The organism is Modestobacter sp. SYSU DS0875, assembly GCF_054050915.1.
Map to the genome: position 1 here is coordinate 12,371 of NZ_JBJHAH010000044.1, position 14,649 is coordinate 27,019.

The 14,649-nt window shown below is 75.7% G+C and carries 10 protein-coding genes; 4 read left to right on the forward strand and 6 right to left on the reverse strand.

The window, feature by feature from the left end; translation table 11 throughout:
- Positions 1 to 11: 11 nt before the first annotated feature.
- The 4 genes from ACI79Y_RS18810 to ACI79Y_RS18825 form a co-directional block, all read right to left on the reverse strand.
- Positions 12 to 1,403 carry a hypothetical protein gene (locus ACI79Y_RS18810; RefSeq protein WP_457159957.1) on the reverse strand — a complete coding sequence of 464 codons (1,392 nt, stop codon included), beginning with the start codon at positions 1,401 to 1,403 and terminating at the stop codon, positions 12 to 14.
- Between the two features lie 221 nt (positions 1,404 to 1,624).
- Positions 1,625 to 3,145 (reverse strand): sugar transferase, encoded by a 1,521-nt coding sequence (locus ACI79Y_RS18815; RefSeq protein WP_457159958.1) that lies wholly within the window; start codon positions 3,143 to 3,145, stop codon positions 1,625 to 1,627.
- 323 nt (positions 3,146 to 3,468) lie between these two features.
- Complete coding sequence (locus ACI79Y_RS18820; RefSeq protein WP_457159959.1) at positions 3,469 to 4,737, reverse strand: hypothetical protein; 1,269 nt, start codon at positions 4,735 to 4,737, stop codon at positions 3,469 to 3,471.
- A gap of 249 nt (positions 4,738 to 4,986) precedes the next feature.
- Positions 4,987 to 6,396: a Wzz/FepE/Etk N-terminal domain-containing protein gene (locus ACI79Y_RS18825; protein WP_457159960.1), complete on the reverse strand. Its 1,410-nt coding sequence runs from the start codon at positions 6,394 to 6,396 to the stop codon at positions 4,987 to 4,989.
- Between the two features lie 454 nt (positions 6,397 to 6,850).
- On the opposite strand from ACI79Y_RS18825, the gene ACI79Y_RS18830 reads away from it, so the two are divergent.
- Positions 6,851 to 8,122, forward strand: coding sequence for a hypothetical protein (locus ACI79Y_RS18830; protein WP_457159961.1), 1,272 nt, complete (start codon positions 6,851 to 6,853; stop codon positions 8,120 to 8,122).
- A gap of 22 nt (positions 8,123 to 8,144) precedes the next feature.
- Here the strand turns inward: ACI79Y_RS18830 and ACI79Y_RS18835 are convergent, their stop codons facing one another.
- Positions 8,145 to 9,644 carry a Wzz/FepE/Etk N-terminal domain-containing protein gene (locus ACI79Y_RS18835; protein ID WP_457159962.1) on the reverse strand — a complete coding sequence of 500 codons (1,500 nt, stop codon included), beginning with the start codon at positions 9,642 to 9,644 and terminating at the stop codon, positions 8,145 to 8,147.
- 135 nt (positions 9,645 to 9,779) lie between these two features.
- On the opposite strand from ACI79Y_RS18835, the gene ACI79Y_RS18840 reads away from it, so the two are divergent.
- A complete protein-coding gene (locus ACI79Y_RS18840) occupies positions 9,780 to 11,210 on the forward strand; it encodes a hypothetical protein (protein ID WP_457159963.1) in 1,431 nt (476 codons plus the stop codon).
- Positions 11,211 to 11,222: 12 nt separating this feature from the next.
- On the opposite strand, the gene ACI79Y_RS18845 is transcribed toward ACI79Y_RS18840, so the two are convergent.
- Positions 11,223 to 12,371, reverse strand: coding sequence for a glycoside hydrolase family 26 protein (locus ACI79Y_RS18845; RefSeq protein WP_457159964.1), 1,149 nt, complete (start codon positions 12,369 to 12,371; stop codon positions 11,223 to 11,225).
- A gap of 153 nt (positions 12,372 to 12,524) precedes the next feature.
- On the opposite strand from ACI79Y_RS18845, the gene ACI79Y_RS18850 reads away from it, so the two are divergent.
- The gene (locus ACI79Y_RS18850; RefSeq protein WP_457159965.1) at positions 12,525 to 13,451 is read left to right on the forward strand and encodes a glycosyltransferase; all 927 of its coding nucleotides are present in this window, start codon (positions 12,525 to 12,527) and stop codon (positions 13,449 to 13,451) included.
- On the forward strand, positions 13,448 to 14,649 hold a 1,202-nt coding region (locus tag ACI79Y_RS18855; protein WP_457159966.1), incomplete at its 3' end, for a glycosyltransferase family 4 protein. The genes ACI79Y_RS18850 and ACI79Y_RS18855, both read left to right, overlap by 4 nt.

The window sequence follows — 14,649 nt, forward strand, 5'->3', positions numbered from 1 at the left end:
CGGCCGCAGGGTCAGCCGGCGCCGAGGTCGGACGCGGGCTGGTCGGCCGGGAGCGTCCGGACGTCGCCCGCCCGCATCGCCCGGACGGCGAGCACCAGCACCAGCACGCACCCGACGGCCTGGGCGCCGGCCATCCCCCACGCGGCCCCGCTGATCCCGGCCAGGGCGGCACCGCCCAGGCCGAAGCCCAGCAGCAGCGGCGCCTGCAGCGAGGTGACCCGGAGCATGAGGTCACCGCGCCCCATGGCGAGCAGGGGCAGCGAGCCGCCCATGGCCAGCGCGATCAGGCACTGGCCGACGCCGACCGGGGCCATCACCTCGCGGGCCCCGTCCCACGAGCTGCCGAGCAGCTGCTCGCCCACCGACGACGGCAGGAGCAGCAGCACGGCGACCACGACGACGCACAGGGCACCGGCGCCGGCCGACACCAGCACCGCCGGCCGCAGCAGCGCGCGGGGCCCGCGGGCGGCCAGCCGCCGGGCCAGCAGGGGGATCATGAACGACGTGAGGGCGCCGAACGCCACCTGGATCGGCCCGAGCACCGTCTGCGCGAACCGCAGGCCGCCGGTGGCCACCAGGCCGAGCATGCCGGTGAGCAGCGTCGTCGTCAGGGTGACGGCACCCATGTTGATGGCGTAGCCGGCGCCCAGCCGCACGCTGAGCCCGGCGTTGTCCCGGAGCCAGCCGAGGCTCGCCCGCGGGGAGAGGGCGGCCCGGAACTGCCACATGCCGAACAGCCCGGCGGTCCATGCGCCCACCGCCCAGGCCGCCATGTACCAGCGCAGGTCGTCGACCCCCAGCCCGGCGCACAGCCCGAGTCCACCGAACTGGACGACGACCCGGACGGCGTCGTTCGCGGCGGCCCGGCGGGCGTTCCGGGAGGCGAACGACGCGCTGCGCCAGCTGTCCTGCACGAACTGGGCCGGGAGCACCAGCACCAGCATCAGCAGGGCCGCACCCAGCACGTCCCCGACCAGCACTCCGGCGAGTGCGCACACCAGGCCGGCGACCAGGCCTAGCAGGACCATCGCCCCGGCCGCCGCGGTCACGGCCCGGGCGCGCGCCTCCGCCGTCGCCGCACTGAAGCGGATCACCAGTGGATCGGTGGAGATGGCCCGGGACACGCCCAGACCGAAGCTGAGCACCAGGAAGGCGTAGGCGAAGGCACCGGCCGCGACCTGGTCGACCTCCCGCGCCACGGCGATGGTCAGGCCGAAGTTCGCGACGCTGGACAGCACCTGGTCGATGACGGTCCAGGCCGCCTGGCGCCCGCTGCCGCCCCCCTCGCCGGGTCCGGTGGCGACCGCCTCGGCCGAGGGCTGCCCGGCCGCGACCGCGAACTCCTCCTCCTCCGCGGGGAGGGCGGAGGGCCCCGCGTCGCCGGGGCGCGAGCGGCTCAGCACGGAGCGGCCGTCCCGCCACCGCAGCGGCCGGACGCCGGGCGCGCGGGCAGCAGGGAGCACGGGCGAGGTCGGGTCGGCACGACGTTCCTCCCCACCCCGGCGCCCGGACCGCCGCTGCCGGTCACCACCCGGTGTGATGTCCGGGAAGGAAGCTAACCCCTCGGCCGTCGCCCGTCAGCACCGACCGGCCCCGTGCCGCCCCAGCGGGTGAGGACGCCGGGTCAGCTCCCGGCGCCCCGCACGACCGCGCTGACCGTCCGGAGGATGATCTTGACGTCGAGCCAGAGGGACCAGTTCTGGATGTAGTAGTTGTCGAAGCGCGCCCGATCGGCGATCGAGGTGTCGCCGCGCAGCCCGTGCACCTGGGCCCACCCGGTCAGCCCGCAGGGCACCCGGTGCCGGGCCTCGTAGCTGGGGTAGGCGCTGCGGAACTGGTCGACGAAGTGGGGGCGCTCCGGCCGCGGCCCGACCAGGCTCATGTCCCCGCGCAGGATGTTGTAGAGCTGCGGCAGCTCGTCCAGCGAGGTCTTGCGCAGGAACCGGCCGACCGCGCTGAGGCGGTCGTCGTGGGAGATGTTCCAGTTCGTCGCGGACTCGGTCTCGTCGACCGGCCGGAGGGAGCGGAACTTCAGCACGTCGAAGGGGCGCCCGTCGACGCCGATCCGCTGCTGCCGGAACAGGATCCCCGGCCCGCCGTCCAGCCGGACGGCCAGGGCCAGGACGGACATCAGCGGCAGCAGCAGGAGCAGGGCCGCGCCGGAGACGACCACGTCGATGACCCGCTTGACCCGCCACGCCGGGCTCCGGTAAGCGGACCGGCGCAGCCGCACCAGCGGGAGACCCCAGGCGGTGTCCATGTCGCCGTCCACGTGGTGCAGCTCGAACAGCCGGGGCACGACGAACAGCTCGGCCTTCATCCGGTCGCACGTGCGGATCACGCTGACCATCTCCGACTCCTTCATCGAGGAGAAGGCGACGACGATGTTCCGGATGCGCGCCTCGGTGAGCACGGGGGCCAGGGACGACGGCCCGCCGAGGACCCGCAGCCCCGACGACGGCTCGGTGATCCGCGGATCGGCGTCGAGGAAGCCGACCGGGTGCAGCCCGTACTCGGGGTGGGCGCGGAGGATGTCGGCGATCTGGTTGCCGACCGTGCCGGCCCCGAGGATCAGCGTCCGGTGGGCGACCAGCCGCCGGGAGCGCAACCGGCGGACGGCGGCGTACCCCACGGCCCGGAACAGCACGGCGCAGACCCCGGTGGCGATCGCCCCCCACAGGAAGCGCCAGTCGATGATGTAGTTGCGCCAGACGGCCTGGGTCCACACGATCTGGGCGAGGATCGAGATGGCCGCGGCGGCGAGCCAGCGCCCGGCCATGACCGGCAGGTCGTCCAGCACGGACAGCGACAGCCGCGAGCGGTAGAGCCCGGCGAGCCAGAACAGCGCCAGCAGCGTGCCCCCGAAGAAGGCGATCTTCCGGGCGGGGGTGTCCCAGCCGACCTCGCTGCTGACCCACTCGACGCCGACGACCCCGAAGCAGACGGCGAGCACGTCCAGCGCGACGAGGAACGGGGGCACCCCGCGCTTGGCGAGCCGCGCCCAGAGACCGTTGCCCGGCTCCTCGAGCTGAGCGCCCGTCGCTGCGGCGGCAACGGCGGTGGCCCCGGCCGGGCGCGGCGGCGCCACGTCCGGGACGCCCGCATGCCGAACGCGCAGCGCCGGGCGTGCGGAGTTCTCGGTCATGTCTGCGGTGTCCTCCATCCCCTCGAGGTCCTGCCTCTGCGGTCTCCCGCCGGACCCGGCCGAGCGGGGTGAGGGGCTCGCGCACCAGCGCGCCGCCCGCGTTGGCCGCACCCCCTCACCGAGGGGCGCCACGCAGTGCCGGCGCGCACCGTCCCCCTGCCGGGGCTCCAGGGGCGCCGGTGACCCGGGAGCGGGTGTGACGCTCTCACAGGTCTCACCGTGGGTCACGGCGAGTCGAGCCGATCGTGGCAGCCTTTCCCACGGAAGACGGAAGAAATCAACCCCTCGGAACGGACCGGTCACGGTAAGTGAGCACGCGGGCGTCACGCCCGCCGTTCTGCCGGACGGCGGCTCATCGCCCGCCAGGCCAGGGTCATCACCGTGACGCAGCCCGCCGTCTGTGCCACGGCCATGCCCCAGGCCGCCCCCTGGATGCCGAGCCAGACCCCGCCGCCGACGCCCAGCCCGAGGATCAGCGGGGCCTGCACCGCGGTCACCCACAGCAGCAGGTCGGCCCGGCCCATGGCCTTGAGCGGCAACGACCCGCCGATCGCGATGGCGTTCACGCACTGGCTCCACCCGACGGCGACCATGACCGCCCGCGCCTCGTCCCAGGACGCCCCCAGCAGCTCCCGGCCGAGCGACGTCGGGATCAGGAGCAGGACGCCGACGACCACCGCGCTGATCCCGAAGCAGCCCAGCGAGGCCAGGGCCGAGGGCCGCCGGAGCCGGGCCGGCCCCCCGGCGGCCAGCCGGCGGGCGAGCATCGGGACCAGGAACGCCGTCGTCGCGCCGAACAGCACCTGGATCGGCCCGAGCACCGTCTGGGCGAACCGCAGCCCGCCGGTGGCCGCGAAGCCCAGCAGGGCGGCCAGGACCGAGGTGGCCAGCGTGAAGGCGCCCATGTTGATCAGGTAGTCACTGCCGAGCCGGGCGCTGAGGCCGGCGTGGTCGCGCAGCCAGGCACGGCTCCCGCGCAGGAGCGCCGGGCGACCGAACTGCCCGGCGCCCACCAGGGCACCGGCCCACGCCCCGGCGGCCCAGCTGGCCAGGTAGCCCGACAACCCGGTGGTGCCCGCGGCCACGCACAACCCGATGCCGGCGAACTGCACCACCACCCGCACCACGTCGTTCAGCGCGGCCCGGCGCGGGTCCCCGCCGGCGAACGCCGCGCTGCGGTAGCTGTCCTGCAGGAGGTGGCCGGGCAGGACGAGCAGCAGCAGGGCCAGCGCTGCGCCCAGGTCGCCGCGCAGGACCAGCCCGACGGCGAGGCACAGCGCGCCCGCGGCCAGCCCCATCGCGGTGCTGGCACCGGCCGCCTGGGCCGCGGCCCGGCCGCGGGCAGCCGCGTCGGCCGCGCTGAACCGGATGACCAGCGGATCCGTGGACACCGCCCGGGTCAGGCCGATCACCAGGGTGAACACCATGAACGCGTAGGTGAAGACGCCGCCCAGCTGCTCGTCGACCGCGCGCGCCACCGCGATGGTCAGCCCGAAGTTGGCCAGGCTGGACAGCACCTGGTCCAGCAGCGACCAGGTGGCCCGCCGACGCGTCCCGCCCCGGGGTGCGGGCCCGTCCGGACTGCTCGCCACCGCCTCGGGCGCCGGGGTGAGCGACGGTCCCGGCGGGCTCGCCGCCGGTCCCGATCCGGTCACCGGGCCCCCCGGCCGGCCCGCACCAGCGGCGCCCCGGGGCCGACGCCGGGCGCCCGGTCACGGGCGGACGGCTGGTCCACGACGCTCTCCCAGGGTGGTCTCCGTGGCGACGACAGACACCACTCCTGCCCCGATGCTGTCACAGGCCAACATCGGCCCCGGTCGTTCGTGAAGGAGATCACGCACTCACGACGACGCCTGTTCCCCTGACCCGACGAGCTCGCCCGCCGACCGCCCGGGGCCCTCCGCGGTCGCCCGGGTCGCGCCGGCCCGCGAGCGGCGCCGGTGACCGCGCCCGCGCCGGCCGGTGTCGCCCGGCCGGGTCACGACCACCCCGGTGAGCGGTCGGCCGGCGGTCGCGAGCCGGTCCCGCACGTCGCTCAGCGCCGCCGGGTCCTCGGTGACCCGGATCACCGCGACGACCGCCGCCGCCTGCCGCAGCAGCCCGAAGGCGGACGAGCTGCGGGTCAGCGGTCCGGCCGAGACGAGCACCAGGTCGCAGCCGGCTGCAGCCCGGGCCAGCTGCCGGGCGACCACGTCCTCGCCGCCTCCCCGGCCGGCGGGCTGGTCCAGGACGGCCAGGCGGATGCCCGGGCGCCCGGCCTCCACCCCCCGCCCGGTCGGGTCCGTGTCCAGCTCGTCGAGACGGGGCGCCGGCGCCAGCCCGGGGAAGAGCCCCACCAGCGCACGACCCGGCTCCGCGTCGACGACGAGCACCCGCTGCCCGCGCTCGGCGGCCGCGAGGGCCAGACCGCGCACCACCGGCGCCGTCCCGCTCGCGTCCGTCACGCCGGTCAGCAGGACCGGGCCCCCGCCGGGCGGCCGGACGTAGTCCAGCGCCACCGCGGTCAGCGCGAACGACTCGGAGCCGCCCGTCACCCCGGGGCCCGAGGCGCGCGGCAGGGGGACGGCGCCCAGCACGGGGGCACCCGCCGCGCGGACCAGCTCGGTGGCGTCGGTGATCGGCCCCCGGCGCCCCACCACCGCGGCCAGCGCGGCCGCTGCCAGCGCCGCGAGGACGGCCAGCACGACGGCGGTGCGCAGCGGTCGCGGCGTCGACTCCGACTCGGGTGGCACCGCGGCGTCGACCAGGGTGACGCCGTCGCCGTAGACGACCGCTGCGGTCCGGATCCGGTCGGCGGTCGCGGGGTCGGTGGTGACGGACACCGCGGCATCCGCCTCCTCGCTCACCCGCGTGGCGCGGTACTCCCGGTACGCGGTCGCCAGCGCGTTGGCCCGCTCGGCCGCCTCCACCGGGTCGCCGGCCTCGGCCGCGATGACCAGCACGTCGCTGTCCGCGGCCGCCGAGACGGTCACCGCCTGGGCGAGCTCGGGCAGCGACGTCCCGTCGTCCAGCTCGTCCACCGCCGCCTGCAGCACCCGGGGGGCGCTCAGGATCGAGGCCTGGTTCGCCACGAACCGTCCGGCGTCGCCGAAGGAGGTGCGTCCCAGCGGCTCGAAGTCCTGGCTGGTGGACAGGACCACGCGGGCCTCGGCCGTGTACGTGGGTGGCTGGTCCTGACTGACCAGGTAGCCGCCCACCCCGGCGACCAGGGCCGCGCCGACGACGAACCACCGGGCCCGCCAGATGGACACAGGCGACAACCTCCGCCGGGACGGCCCGGTCCCGCCGGACGTCCAGCCGCTCCTGCTCGGCTGCTCGGGCACCGTCCTCCTCGGGCCAGAGGGCGGTGTCGGGGCCGCCCAGGCCCTCCACTGTGTCATCCGCGCGGCCATCCCCGCGGCGCCTGCCTCGCCCGCTGCACGGCCGCGCCCCTCCGGCCGCGCGGCCGCTGCACCCTCCGTCGACCCGTCATCGGCAGCCCCGAGCCCGCTCGGTGAGGCGCGTGTGACTGGTGTGACGACCCCGCCGTTTGGTACGCAGCGTGACCTTTCCGATGCTCAGCGCTTATGTCAGAGTCTGCTCGCCGGCCTGCGGGCCGACTTCCCACGGGCCGGGCACGTCGCCGCCCCGACGCGCCACATCGCCGTGGCCCAGCCGGTCGTGCCGCTCTGCCGGCACCGCCGAAAGACCTGGAAAGGCTCCTCCATGCACCGCCGCCGCTTCCTGTCGTCCACCGGACGACTCCGCCTCCCCGCGCTCGTGACCGCCCTGGTGACCTGCCTCCTGTCGCTGGTCGCGGCCACCGGGGGGCTGCAGTCGCTGGGCCAGGCAGCGGGGATCACCGCCGAGGCCCCCGGGTCGGCCGGGTCCACCGCGGCCGCCCCCTCCGTCCCGAGCGGCACCGCCCCGGAGGAGGAGCCGGCCGGGACCCGCGGCCCCACCGACGCCTCGAGCACGTCCGCGGCGGCGCCCAGCACCCCGGAGACCTCCTCGTCGGCCGGCACCGGGTCCGCGACCGCCCCCGGCTCCACGGCGCCCGCCCCGGCCGAGGCCCCGGCACCGGCACCCGACCCTGCCCGGGCCCCGGCCCCGGCCACTGGGCCGTCGGCCGGCACCGCCGGCCCCGCCCCGGCCGAGGCTGCCGCCGTCGCACCGCCGGCCGCTCCGGGCCTGGACGCCGACGCGTGGACGCGGGCGTGGCAGACCGGTGACACCGCGGTGCTGCGCAGCTGGTTCGACGCGAACACCGGCCCGACCCGGGCGCTCCGCGGCACCACCGCCGGCGGGAAGATCCGCAGCCAGGCCGACGCCGACCGGCTGGCCGGGAAGACCGTCACCTCCGACCTCTCGGTCAACTGCACCTGCGTGCTCCAGGAGTTCGCCCTCGTCGACGCCCAGCTGACGGTCGAGGGCGGTCGCGTCAGCGTCCGCAACCTGCTGATCGACGGCAAGAACGACACCGAGCGGGTCGGCGTCTTCACCGCCCGCGGCACGTCCGAGGTGGACATCTCCCGCGTGGAGATCACCGGCCACAACGACGGCATCCGCGCCTACGCCACCGCTGTGACGGGCAGCTACGTCTACATCCACGGGGTGGCGCCCAGCAACCCGCGGGAGCACCACCAGGACGGCATCCAGACCATCGGCGGCGGGAGCGCGTTCTCCCGCTCCTACATCGACATGACCGGTGCGCACACCTCCGCGACGCTGATCAAGCCCGACGCCTCGCCGATCCCCTACGCCAAGATCAACCAGACGGCGATCATGGGCGGCGGCTACACCTTCCACGTGCACGACGGCCCCAAGGGGACCCCGCGGAACGTCGACCTCTCCGACAACCTGGTCGCGCCGGGCTACCGGAACGGGCTCGTCTCCACCTGGAAGCTGAGCGACGTCCGCAGCGTGGTGCTGCCGACCGTGGCCCGGGTCGCCGGGAGCAGCCGCACGGTGGCGCTGGTCGACGGCGCCAAGCTCTGACCGCGGCCCGGGGCCGCGCCCGTCAGCGCTGAGCGACGGGCACGGCCTCGGGCGCTGCGCCCGTCAGCGCTGGACGACGGGCGCGGCCTCGGGCGCCGCGTCGGTCCGGCGGTGCCGGCTCCGCCGGTGCGGCGGAGGCACCGGCGCCCCGCGACCGGTGCTGTCGGGCCACGATCACGCCGTCGCAGGAGCGGTCGGCCAGCTGGAGCCGGTAGCGGAAGCTGGCGAGCGTGGGGGCCAGCCGCTTGCCGGCCCGCCGGTCCACGACCAGGACGACCGACGCGGCCTCCCGGAGCAGGGCGAACGCCACCGGGTCGGAGAAGATCGGCCCCGCGGTGAAGAGCACCAGGTCGTAGGAGCCGGCCACCTGCTCGAGGCACCGGTGCAGCACGGTGACGCCGCCGTGGTTGCGCAGGGCGCTGGTGCCCAGCCGTGCGATGTCGACCACCTGGTCCCCGCCGGCCGCCGGCCAACGGGTGGTGACCTCCTCGACGGGGACCCCGCCGACCAGGTCGTCGAGCGGGCGCGGCGGACGGGGCACCCCGGTCATCCGGGTGAGCCGGTGACCGGCGCCGTCGGCGTCCACGACGAGCACCCGCCGGGTGAGCGCCGCCGAGGCGGCGAGCCCCAGGGCGACCCCCGCCCCCAACTCGCGCTCGTCGAGCTCGGTGACCAGGACCGACCCCGTCCGGCCGTCCGTGGCGTAGTCCAGTGCCACCAGGGGCATCCCGAAGGCCTCCGCGTCCGGCTCCAGCCGGCCCGCGCGGGACAGTGCCAGGTCGACCTCGCCGAGGAGCGGCGCCTCGGCCTCGTCGGCCAGCCGCACGCCGCTGACCGGCCCACGGCCGCGCCGCACGATCGCCACACCGGCGGCGACCAGGGCCGCGAGGACGGCCAGCAGCGCCCCGTCGCGGGCCGGGTTGGGCGCCGTCGGGGCCGTCGGGACCGCCGCCGGCTCGGCGACGGCGACACCGTCGCCGTAGACCGCGGCCTGGGTGCGGACGTCCGCGACCGCGCCCGGGTCCGCCGCCACGGCGGCCGCCGCGGCGTCGGCGATCGCCTGCACCCGCTGGGAGACGTACTGCTGGTAGGCGGCGGCCACCGCGTCCGCCCGGGCCGCGGCCTGCTGGGGATCGGGCGCGGTCGCGGAGATGACCACGATGTCGCTGTCGGCCAGCGTCGCGACGTCGACGGCCTCGGCGAGCTCGGCGGGGTCGGCGTCGCCGCCCAGCTGCTCCGCCACCAGCTCCAGCACCGGCTCCGAGTCGAGGATGGCCATCTGGTTGGCCAGGTAGCGGCCGGCGTTGGAGGCCTGGTTGCCGCCCAGCGGGTTGAAGTTGGCGGTCGCCGAGAGCACCATCCGGCTCTCCGCGGTGTAGGTCTCGTCCTGCAGCGCACTCAGCTGCGCACCCAGCACACCCGCCACCACCGCCGCACCGCCGATCAGCCAGCGGCCCCGCCACAGGGCGCTCGCGACGACGGACCCGTGCCCCGGGTGCGCCTGGTCCCTCGAAGTGGTCACCGAACGACGTCCCTCCTACCACCGACGCGGTGCCGGCCCGCGATAATCGTTGCACGCACTGCCGGGCGGGAGATCTCGATCGGCGACCTTGTACCACGATCGGGTCACACACGACGGCGAGCTCGAGGGGACGGCATGACACGAACCGCGGGCGGCCCGCCCACGGACGGCCCCCCGGCGGCCACCGCTCCCCCGGCCCTGCCGGGGACCGGCGAGACGGCGACCGGCTCGGTCGGGGCCGGCGAGGTGCCGGCGCCCGGGGCCGTCGCCGCCCAGCGCTCGGCCGACCTGGTCGTGCGCGGGATCACCGCCCTGCTGGTCATCGTCCTGCTCACCCAGCGGCTGCTGATCCCGATCGGCGCCAGCCCGGTGCAGGTCAGCCTGATCCTGACCTACGGCGTCGTCGGGCTGCTGCTGGTCACCGGTCATCTCCGGGTCGACCAGCTGCGGGCCGAGCTGCTCGGGCTCGCCGCCGTGCTGTGCCTGGCGGCCACCGTGCTCGCCTCGGTCGCGGGCGGCCTGGTGTCGGTGACCTCGCTCGGGCTGCTGCTGGCGCTCTACCTGCTGTGGACCCTGCGGGTCGGCCCGGGCAACACGGACACGTTGCAGCGGGTGGCCCGCAACTTCGTCCTGGTGATGCTCGTCTTCGCGGTCGTCGGCGTGGCCCAGCTGGGCTCGCAGCTGGCCGGGCTGTGGAGCTACACCGACTACCTGGGCGAGGTCCTGCCCCCCGACTTCGTCTCCCAGACGTACAACACCAACATCCCGCTGATGTACGGCTCCGACGTGCACAAGGGCAATGCCTTCGTGTTCCTCGAGCCCTCGTTCTTCTCCCAGTTCTGCGCGCTCGGGGCGATCGTCGCGTTCGTCACCCGGGCGCCGTCGTGGCAGGTCGCCGTCCTCGTCGCCGGGGTGTTCTCCGCGGTGTCGGGCACCGGCATCGTCCTGCTCATCGGCGCAGGGGTGCTGGTCGTCGTCCGCGCCTGGTGGCTGATCCGGCCGGTGCACCTGGTCACCCTGGCCGCGCTGGCCGTCGGTGTGCTGGTCAGCCCGGTGGCCCCGCTGCTCCTGGACCGGGTCGGCGAGACCAACCAGGTGGGCAGCAGCGGCTACCTGCGGTTCGTGCAGCCCTACATCGAGGTCGCCAACGGCATGCTCGCCGACCCGGTGCGCTTCGTGGTGGGCGCCGGGGCCGGGTCGGTCGAGCGACTGCTGCCCTCCGTCCGGGACGGCGAGCTGGGCCAGGCCGTGGTCTACACGATCGTGCCGAAGCTGATGTTCGAGTACGGCGTCCTCGCCGGCGGGGCCTTCGTCCTCTTCATCGTCCTGGCGCTGCTCGACCGGGGCGCCTGGCGCGTCGTCCCCGGCAGCGTGCTGCTGATGACCTTCCTGCTGTCCGGCAGCCTGCTGCAGCCGCACACCGCGATCATCGCCTGGCTGCTCACCGGGCTCTGGTCCGGGCAGGAGACCCGCCTCGACCTGCTGCCCCGCCGGCAGCCACCGCCCGGCCGCGGCCGGCGGCGCCCCCGGCAGGAGAGCCGGCCGGTGCCCGTCCCCCTGACCTGAGCGGCCGGCCGCTCAGCCCGCCTCGGAGCCGCCGAACAGCTCGAGGTAGCGCTCGCGCGACCGCGGGAAGTCGTCGCCCATCAGCTCGTGGGTGCCCTGCGAGTTCGCGTTCTCGAAGTAGGCCTGGTAGCCCACCCGGTTGTCCGGGTCGGCGATGAACGCCGCCATCTGCTCGATGTAGTACGGGTTGTCACCGCCGCCGATCCCGTCGTTGCGCTCCCACACGCCCCACTCGGGCAGGGAGAGCTGCTTGTCGTGCTGGGCGGCGAACTCGCTCCAGAACCGCAGACCGCGGTCCCCGCCGTAGATGTGGTCCCGCCACGCCTCGCGCCGGAGGGCGTCGGCGCACGGCTGGTCGCAGTCGTCGGGGATCGGGTACACGGCGCCGGTGACGTCGTAGGCGTCGACGCCGACGTAGTCGACGTACTCGTCACCCGGGTAGTAGTCGACCGCGTCGATGCCACCGGAGCCGTTGTTGGGGTTCCAGTCGAACCGGAACTGCTGGCCGTCGACGCTGCGCATGACGTCGACGATCCGGCGCCAGTAGGCGATCCAGGTGTCGGCGTCCCGGGTGGACCAGACCCACGACTCCAGGTTGAACTCCCAGCCCACCCGCAGGATGGCGTCCTCCTGACCGGCGTCGACCAGGCCCTCGGCCAGGGTCTGGAAGTACTCGTCGTACTCGCCCCGGGCCCCCTCCTCCAGCGACGCGTCGACCTCGTCGGGGAGCATCGCGACACCGAGCACCAGCCGGAAGGGCAGCCCCTCCCAGGCCTCGTAGAGGTACTCCGGCTGGGCGATGTCCCGCCAGTCCTCGCGGGAGGAGTAGTCGATGGCCAGCTCGATCGGCCGGTCCAGCCACTCCGCGTAGGCCTGCACGGCGTCCGGGTCGGTCTTCCGGAAGACGCCGACCGACGTGCCCTCCCAGTCGGCCCGGGTGAGCGGTGCGGGGCTCTCGGCGTCCGGCGGCGGCGGGGTGGGAGCCGGGGGCTCCGGCTCGTCCCCGGTCCACCGGACGACGGCGACGACCAGCACGACCAGGGCGAGGGCTGCCGCGACGAGCAGCCACCGGAGCCGGCCGCGAGGACGGCCGGGACCGGCCGGGGGCTCCGGCGGCCGGGGGCCGGCCAGGTCGGTGCCCGTGGGGCGGTGCGCGTCCACCGCGCCTCCTCGAGTTCTCGGGTGCTCACTGAGCGATCGGGTGAACCGCCCTCGGCCGCGGGCTGACTCGTGCGGCACCGGGTACGTTGACCCGAGCGTATTACGCACAGTGACAGCGGTGGGTTCCCTCGCCCGCCGGGGAGGAGACAACGCGTGGCCCGTGCAGCGGAGAACGCCCCCGATCTGACGGTCGTGACGGTTGCCTACCGTAGTCGCGCCCTGGTGGAGGAGCTGCTCGCCGGCCTCCCCGCCGAACTGCCGGTGGTCGTCGTCGACAACTCCGACGGCAGCGACGGGCTCCCCGACGTGGTGGCGGCCCGCCCGAACGGCAAGTACCTGGTGGGCGGTGGCGTCGGGTACGCGCGGGCCGCGAACGCCGGGGCCGACGCGGCGAGCTCCGAGGTCCTCGTGTTCGTCAACCCCGACACCCGGCCCACCACGGCCGACCTGGCCACCCTGGCCGGCGACGTGATCGGCGACCCGCGCTGCGCGGCCAGCGCCGCGGTGCTCGTCGACCCCGACGGGCGGCCGCGACTGGGGGTTGGCGGCTGGGAGTTCTCCCCGCTGCGGGCCGCCGCCTTCGCCGTCGGGCTGCACAAGGTGTGGCCCCGGGTCGGCCCCTTCGCCCGGCCGGCGGCCGGTGAGCAGCTCGACGTCGACTGGGTCAGCGGCGCGGTGATGGCGGTCCGCCGGTCCACCTTCTTCGAGCTGGGCGGGTTCGACGACCGGTACTACGTGTACTGCGAGGACGTCGCCTTCGGCCGGCGTGCGCGCGAGCACGGCATGTACGAGCGGATGCGCTCCGACGTCGGGGTGCACGGCAGCTCCGGCGGCTCGGGCGCGCCGTCGCTGGAGATGATGCGCCTGCGCGGCGCCTCCTTGACCCGTTACGTGCGCCGGCACCAGTCGCCGGCACGGGCCGCGACGATCAGCGCCCTGATGGCCTTCGGCTACGCGCTGCGCACCGTCGGCCAGCTCGCCGTGGGCAACCGGCGGCGGGCGCGGGAGCACTGGGCCTACGCGGTCGGCCTGGTCACCGCGCGGGCCACGGTCGCCGGCCGCGTGGTCACCGACCGATGACCGCCCCGGAGCGGGAGCGCGGCCCCCGGCTGTGGCTCGTCGAGCAGTACGGCCACGGGGGCATCGGCCGGTACGCCGTCGACGTGGCCAACCTCGTCGGCCCGGTGGGCGACACCGTGGTGGCCACCACCGACGGCGGTCCGGTCGACGGGCTGGCCGGCCGGTCGGTCGTCTGGTTCCCCCGGGGCTCCGACAGCCCGGTGGCGAAGGCACGGGCCGCGGCGACCGGCCTGCTCCGCGCGGTGCGCTCGGTGCGCCGGGGCGACGTCGCCTGGGTGCCGCTCGGGATCCGGCCGGGCTACGAGCGGCTGCTGGTGGAGGCGCTCCGCCGCGGTGGGGCGCGCGTGGTGGCCACGGTGCACAACCGTGCCCCGCACGGCAGCTCGGGCGACTCCGCGGCCGTGCTGGCCAGTGCCCGGCGGGCGCACGCGGTGGTCGTGCACACCGACGCCATGGCCGGCTGGGCCACCGGGCACGGGCTCCCGGCGGTGCGGCTGCCCTTCCCTCCGCCGGACATCGCCCCGGGCGCCGTCGCCCTCGGGCCGGAGGACGCCCGCCGGGTCCGCGACGAGCTGGGCGTGCCCGACGCCGCCGTCCTGGTCGCTTTCCTGGGGTACCTGTACCCCTACAAGGGCCCGGACGTGCTGCTCACGGCGCTCGCGGAGGCCCGCCGGGCCCGGCCCGACCTCCCCGTGCACGTGCTCATGGCCGGCCGCCCCTCGCCGGAGCAGGACCTGCCGGAGCTGGTGCGGGCCCTGGGCATCGAGGCCGCGGTGACGCTGCAGCCCGGCTGGCTGGAGGAGGCGCGCATGGCGCAGCTGCTGTCCGCCGCCGACGTCCTGGCCCTGCCCTACCGCCGGATCGACAACTCCGGGATGGCGGCGCTGGGCCGGCGCTGGCAGCTGCCCGCGGTGGCCAGCGACCTGCCGTTGCTGCGCGACACCTACGGCGACGCCGCCGTGTTCGTCCGCCCCGACGACCCGGCCGCGCTGGCCCGGGCCCTGACGGAGCTGCCCGGCCGACTGACCGGGCTGCGGGACGCCGCCCGGCGGCTGGGCGCCGAGGACCTGGAGACGCCCTACCGGGCCTTCGTGCGGGACGACACCGTAGAGCGCACCGTAGGACAGCGTCGCGACCGGGCTGGCGATCTGCTTGAACGCGATGACCAGGCCCAGGACGAGCGCGATGAGGACCGCCG

What these genes read in the sequence shown, in the direction of transcription:
- ACI79Y_RS18815 (WP_457159958.1), bottom strand. Translation starts at nt 3,145, where the DNA reads ATGACCGAGAACTCCGCACGCCCGGCGCTGCGCGTTCGGCATGCGGGC.
- ACI79Y_RS18830 (WP_457159961.1), top strand. Translation starts at nt 6,851, where the DNA reads ATGCACCGCCGCCGCTTCCTGTCGTCCACCGGACGACTCCGCCTCCCC.
- ACI79Y_RS18840 (WP_457159963.1), top strand. Translation starts at nt 9,780, where the DNA reads ATGACACGAACCGCGGGCGGCCCGCCCACGGACGGCCCCCCGGCGGCC.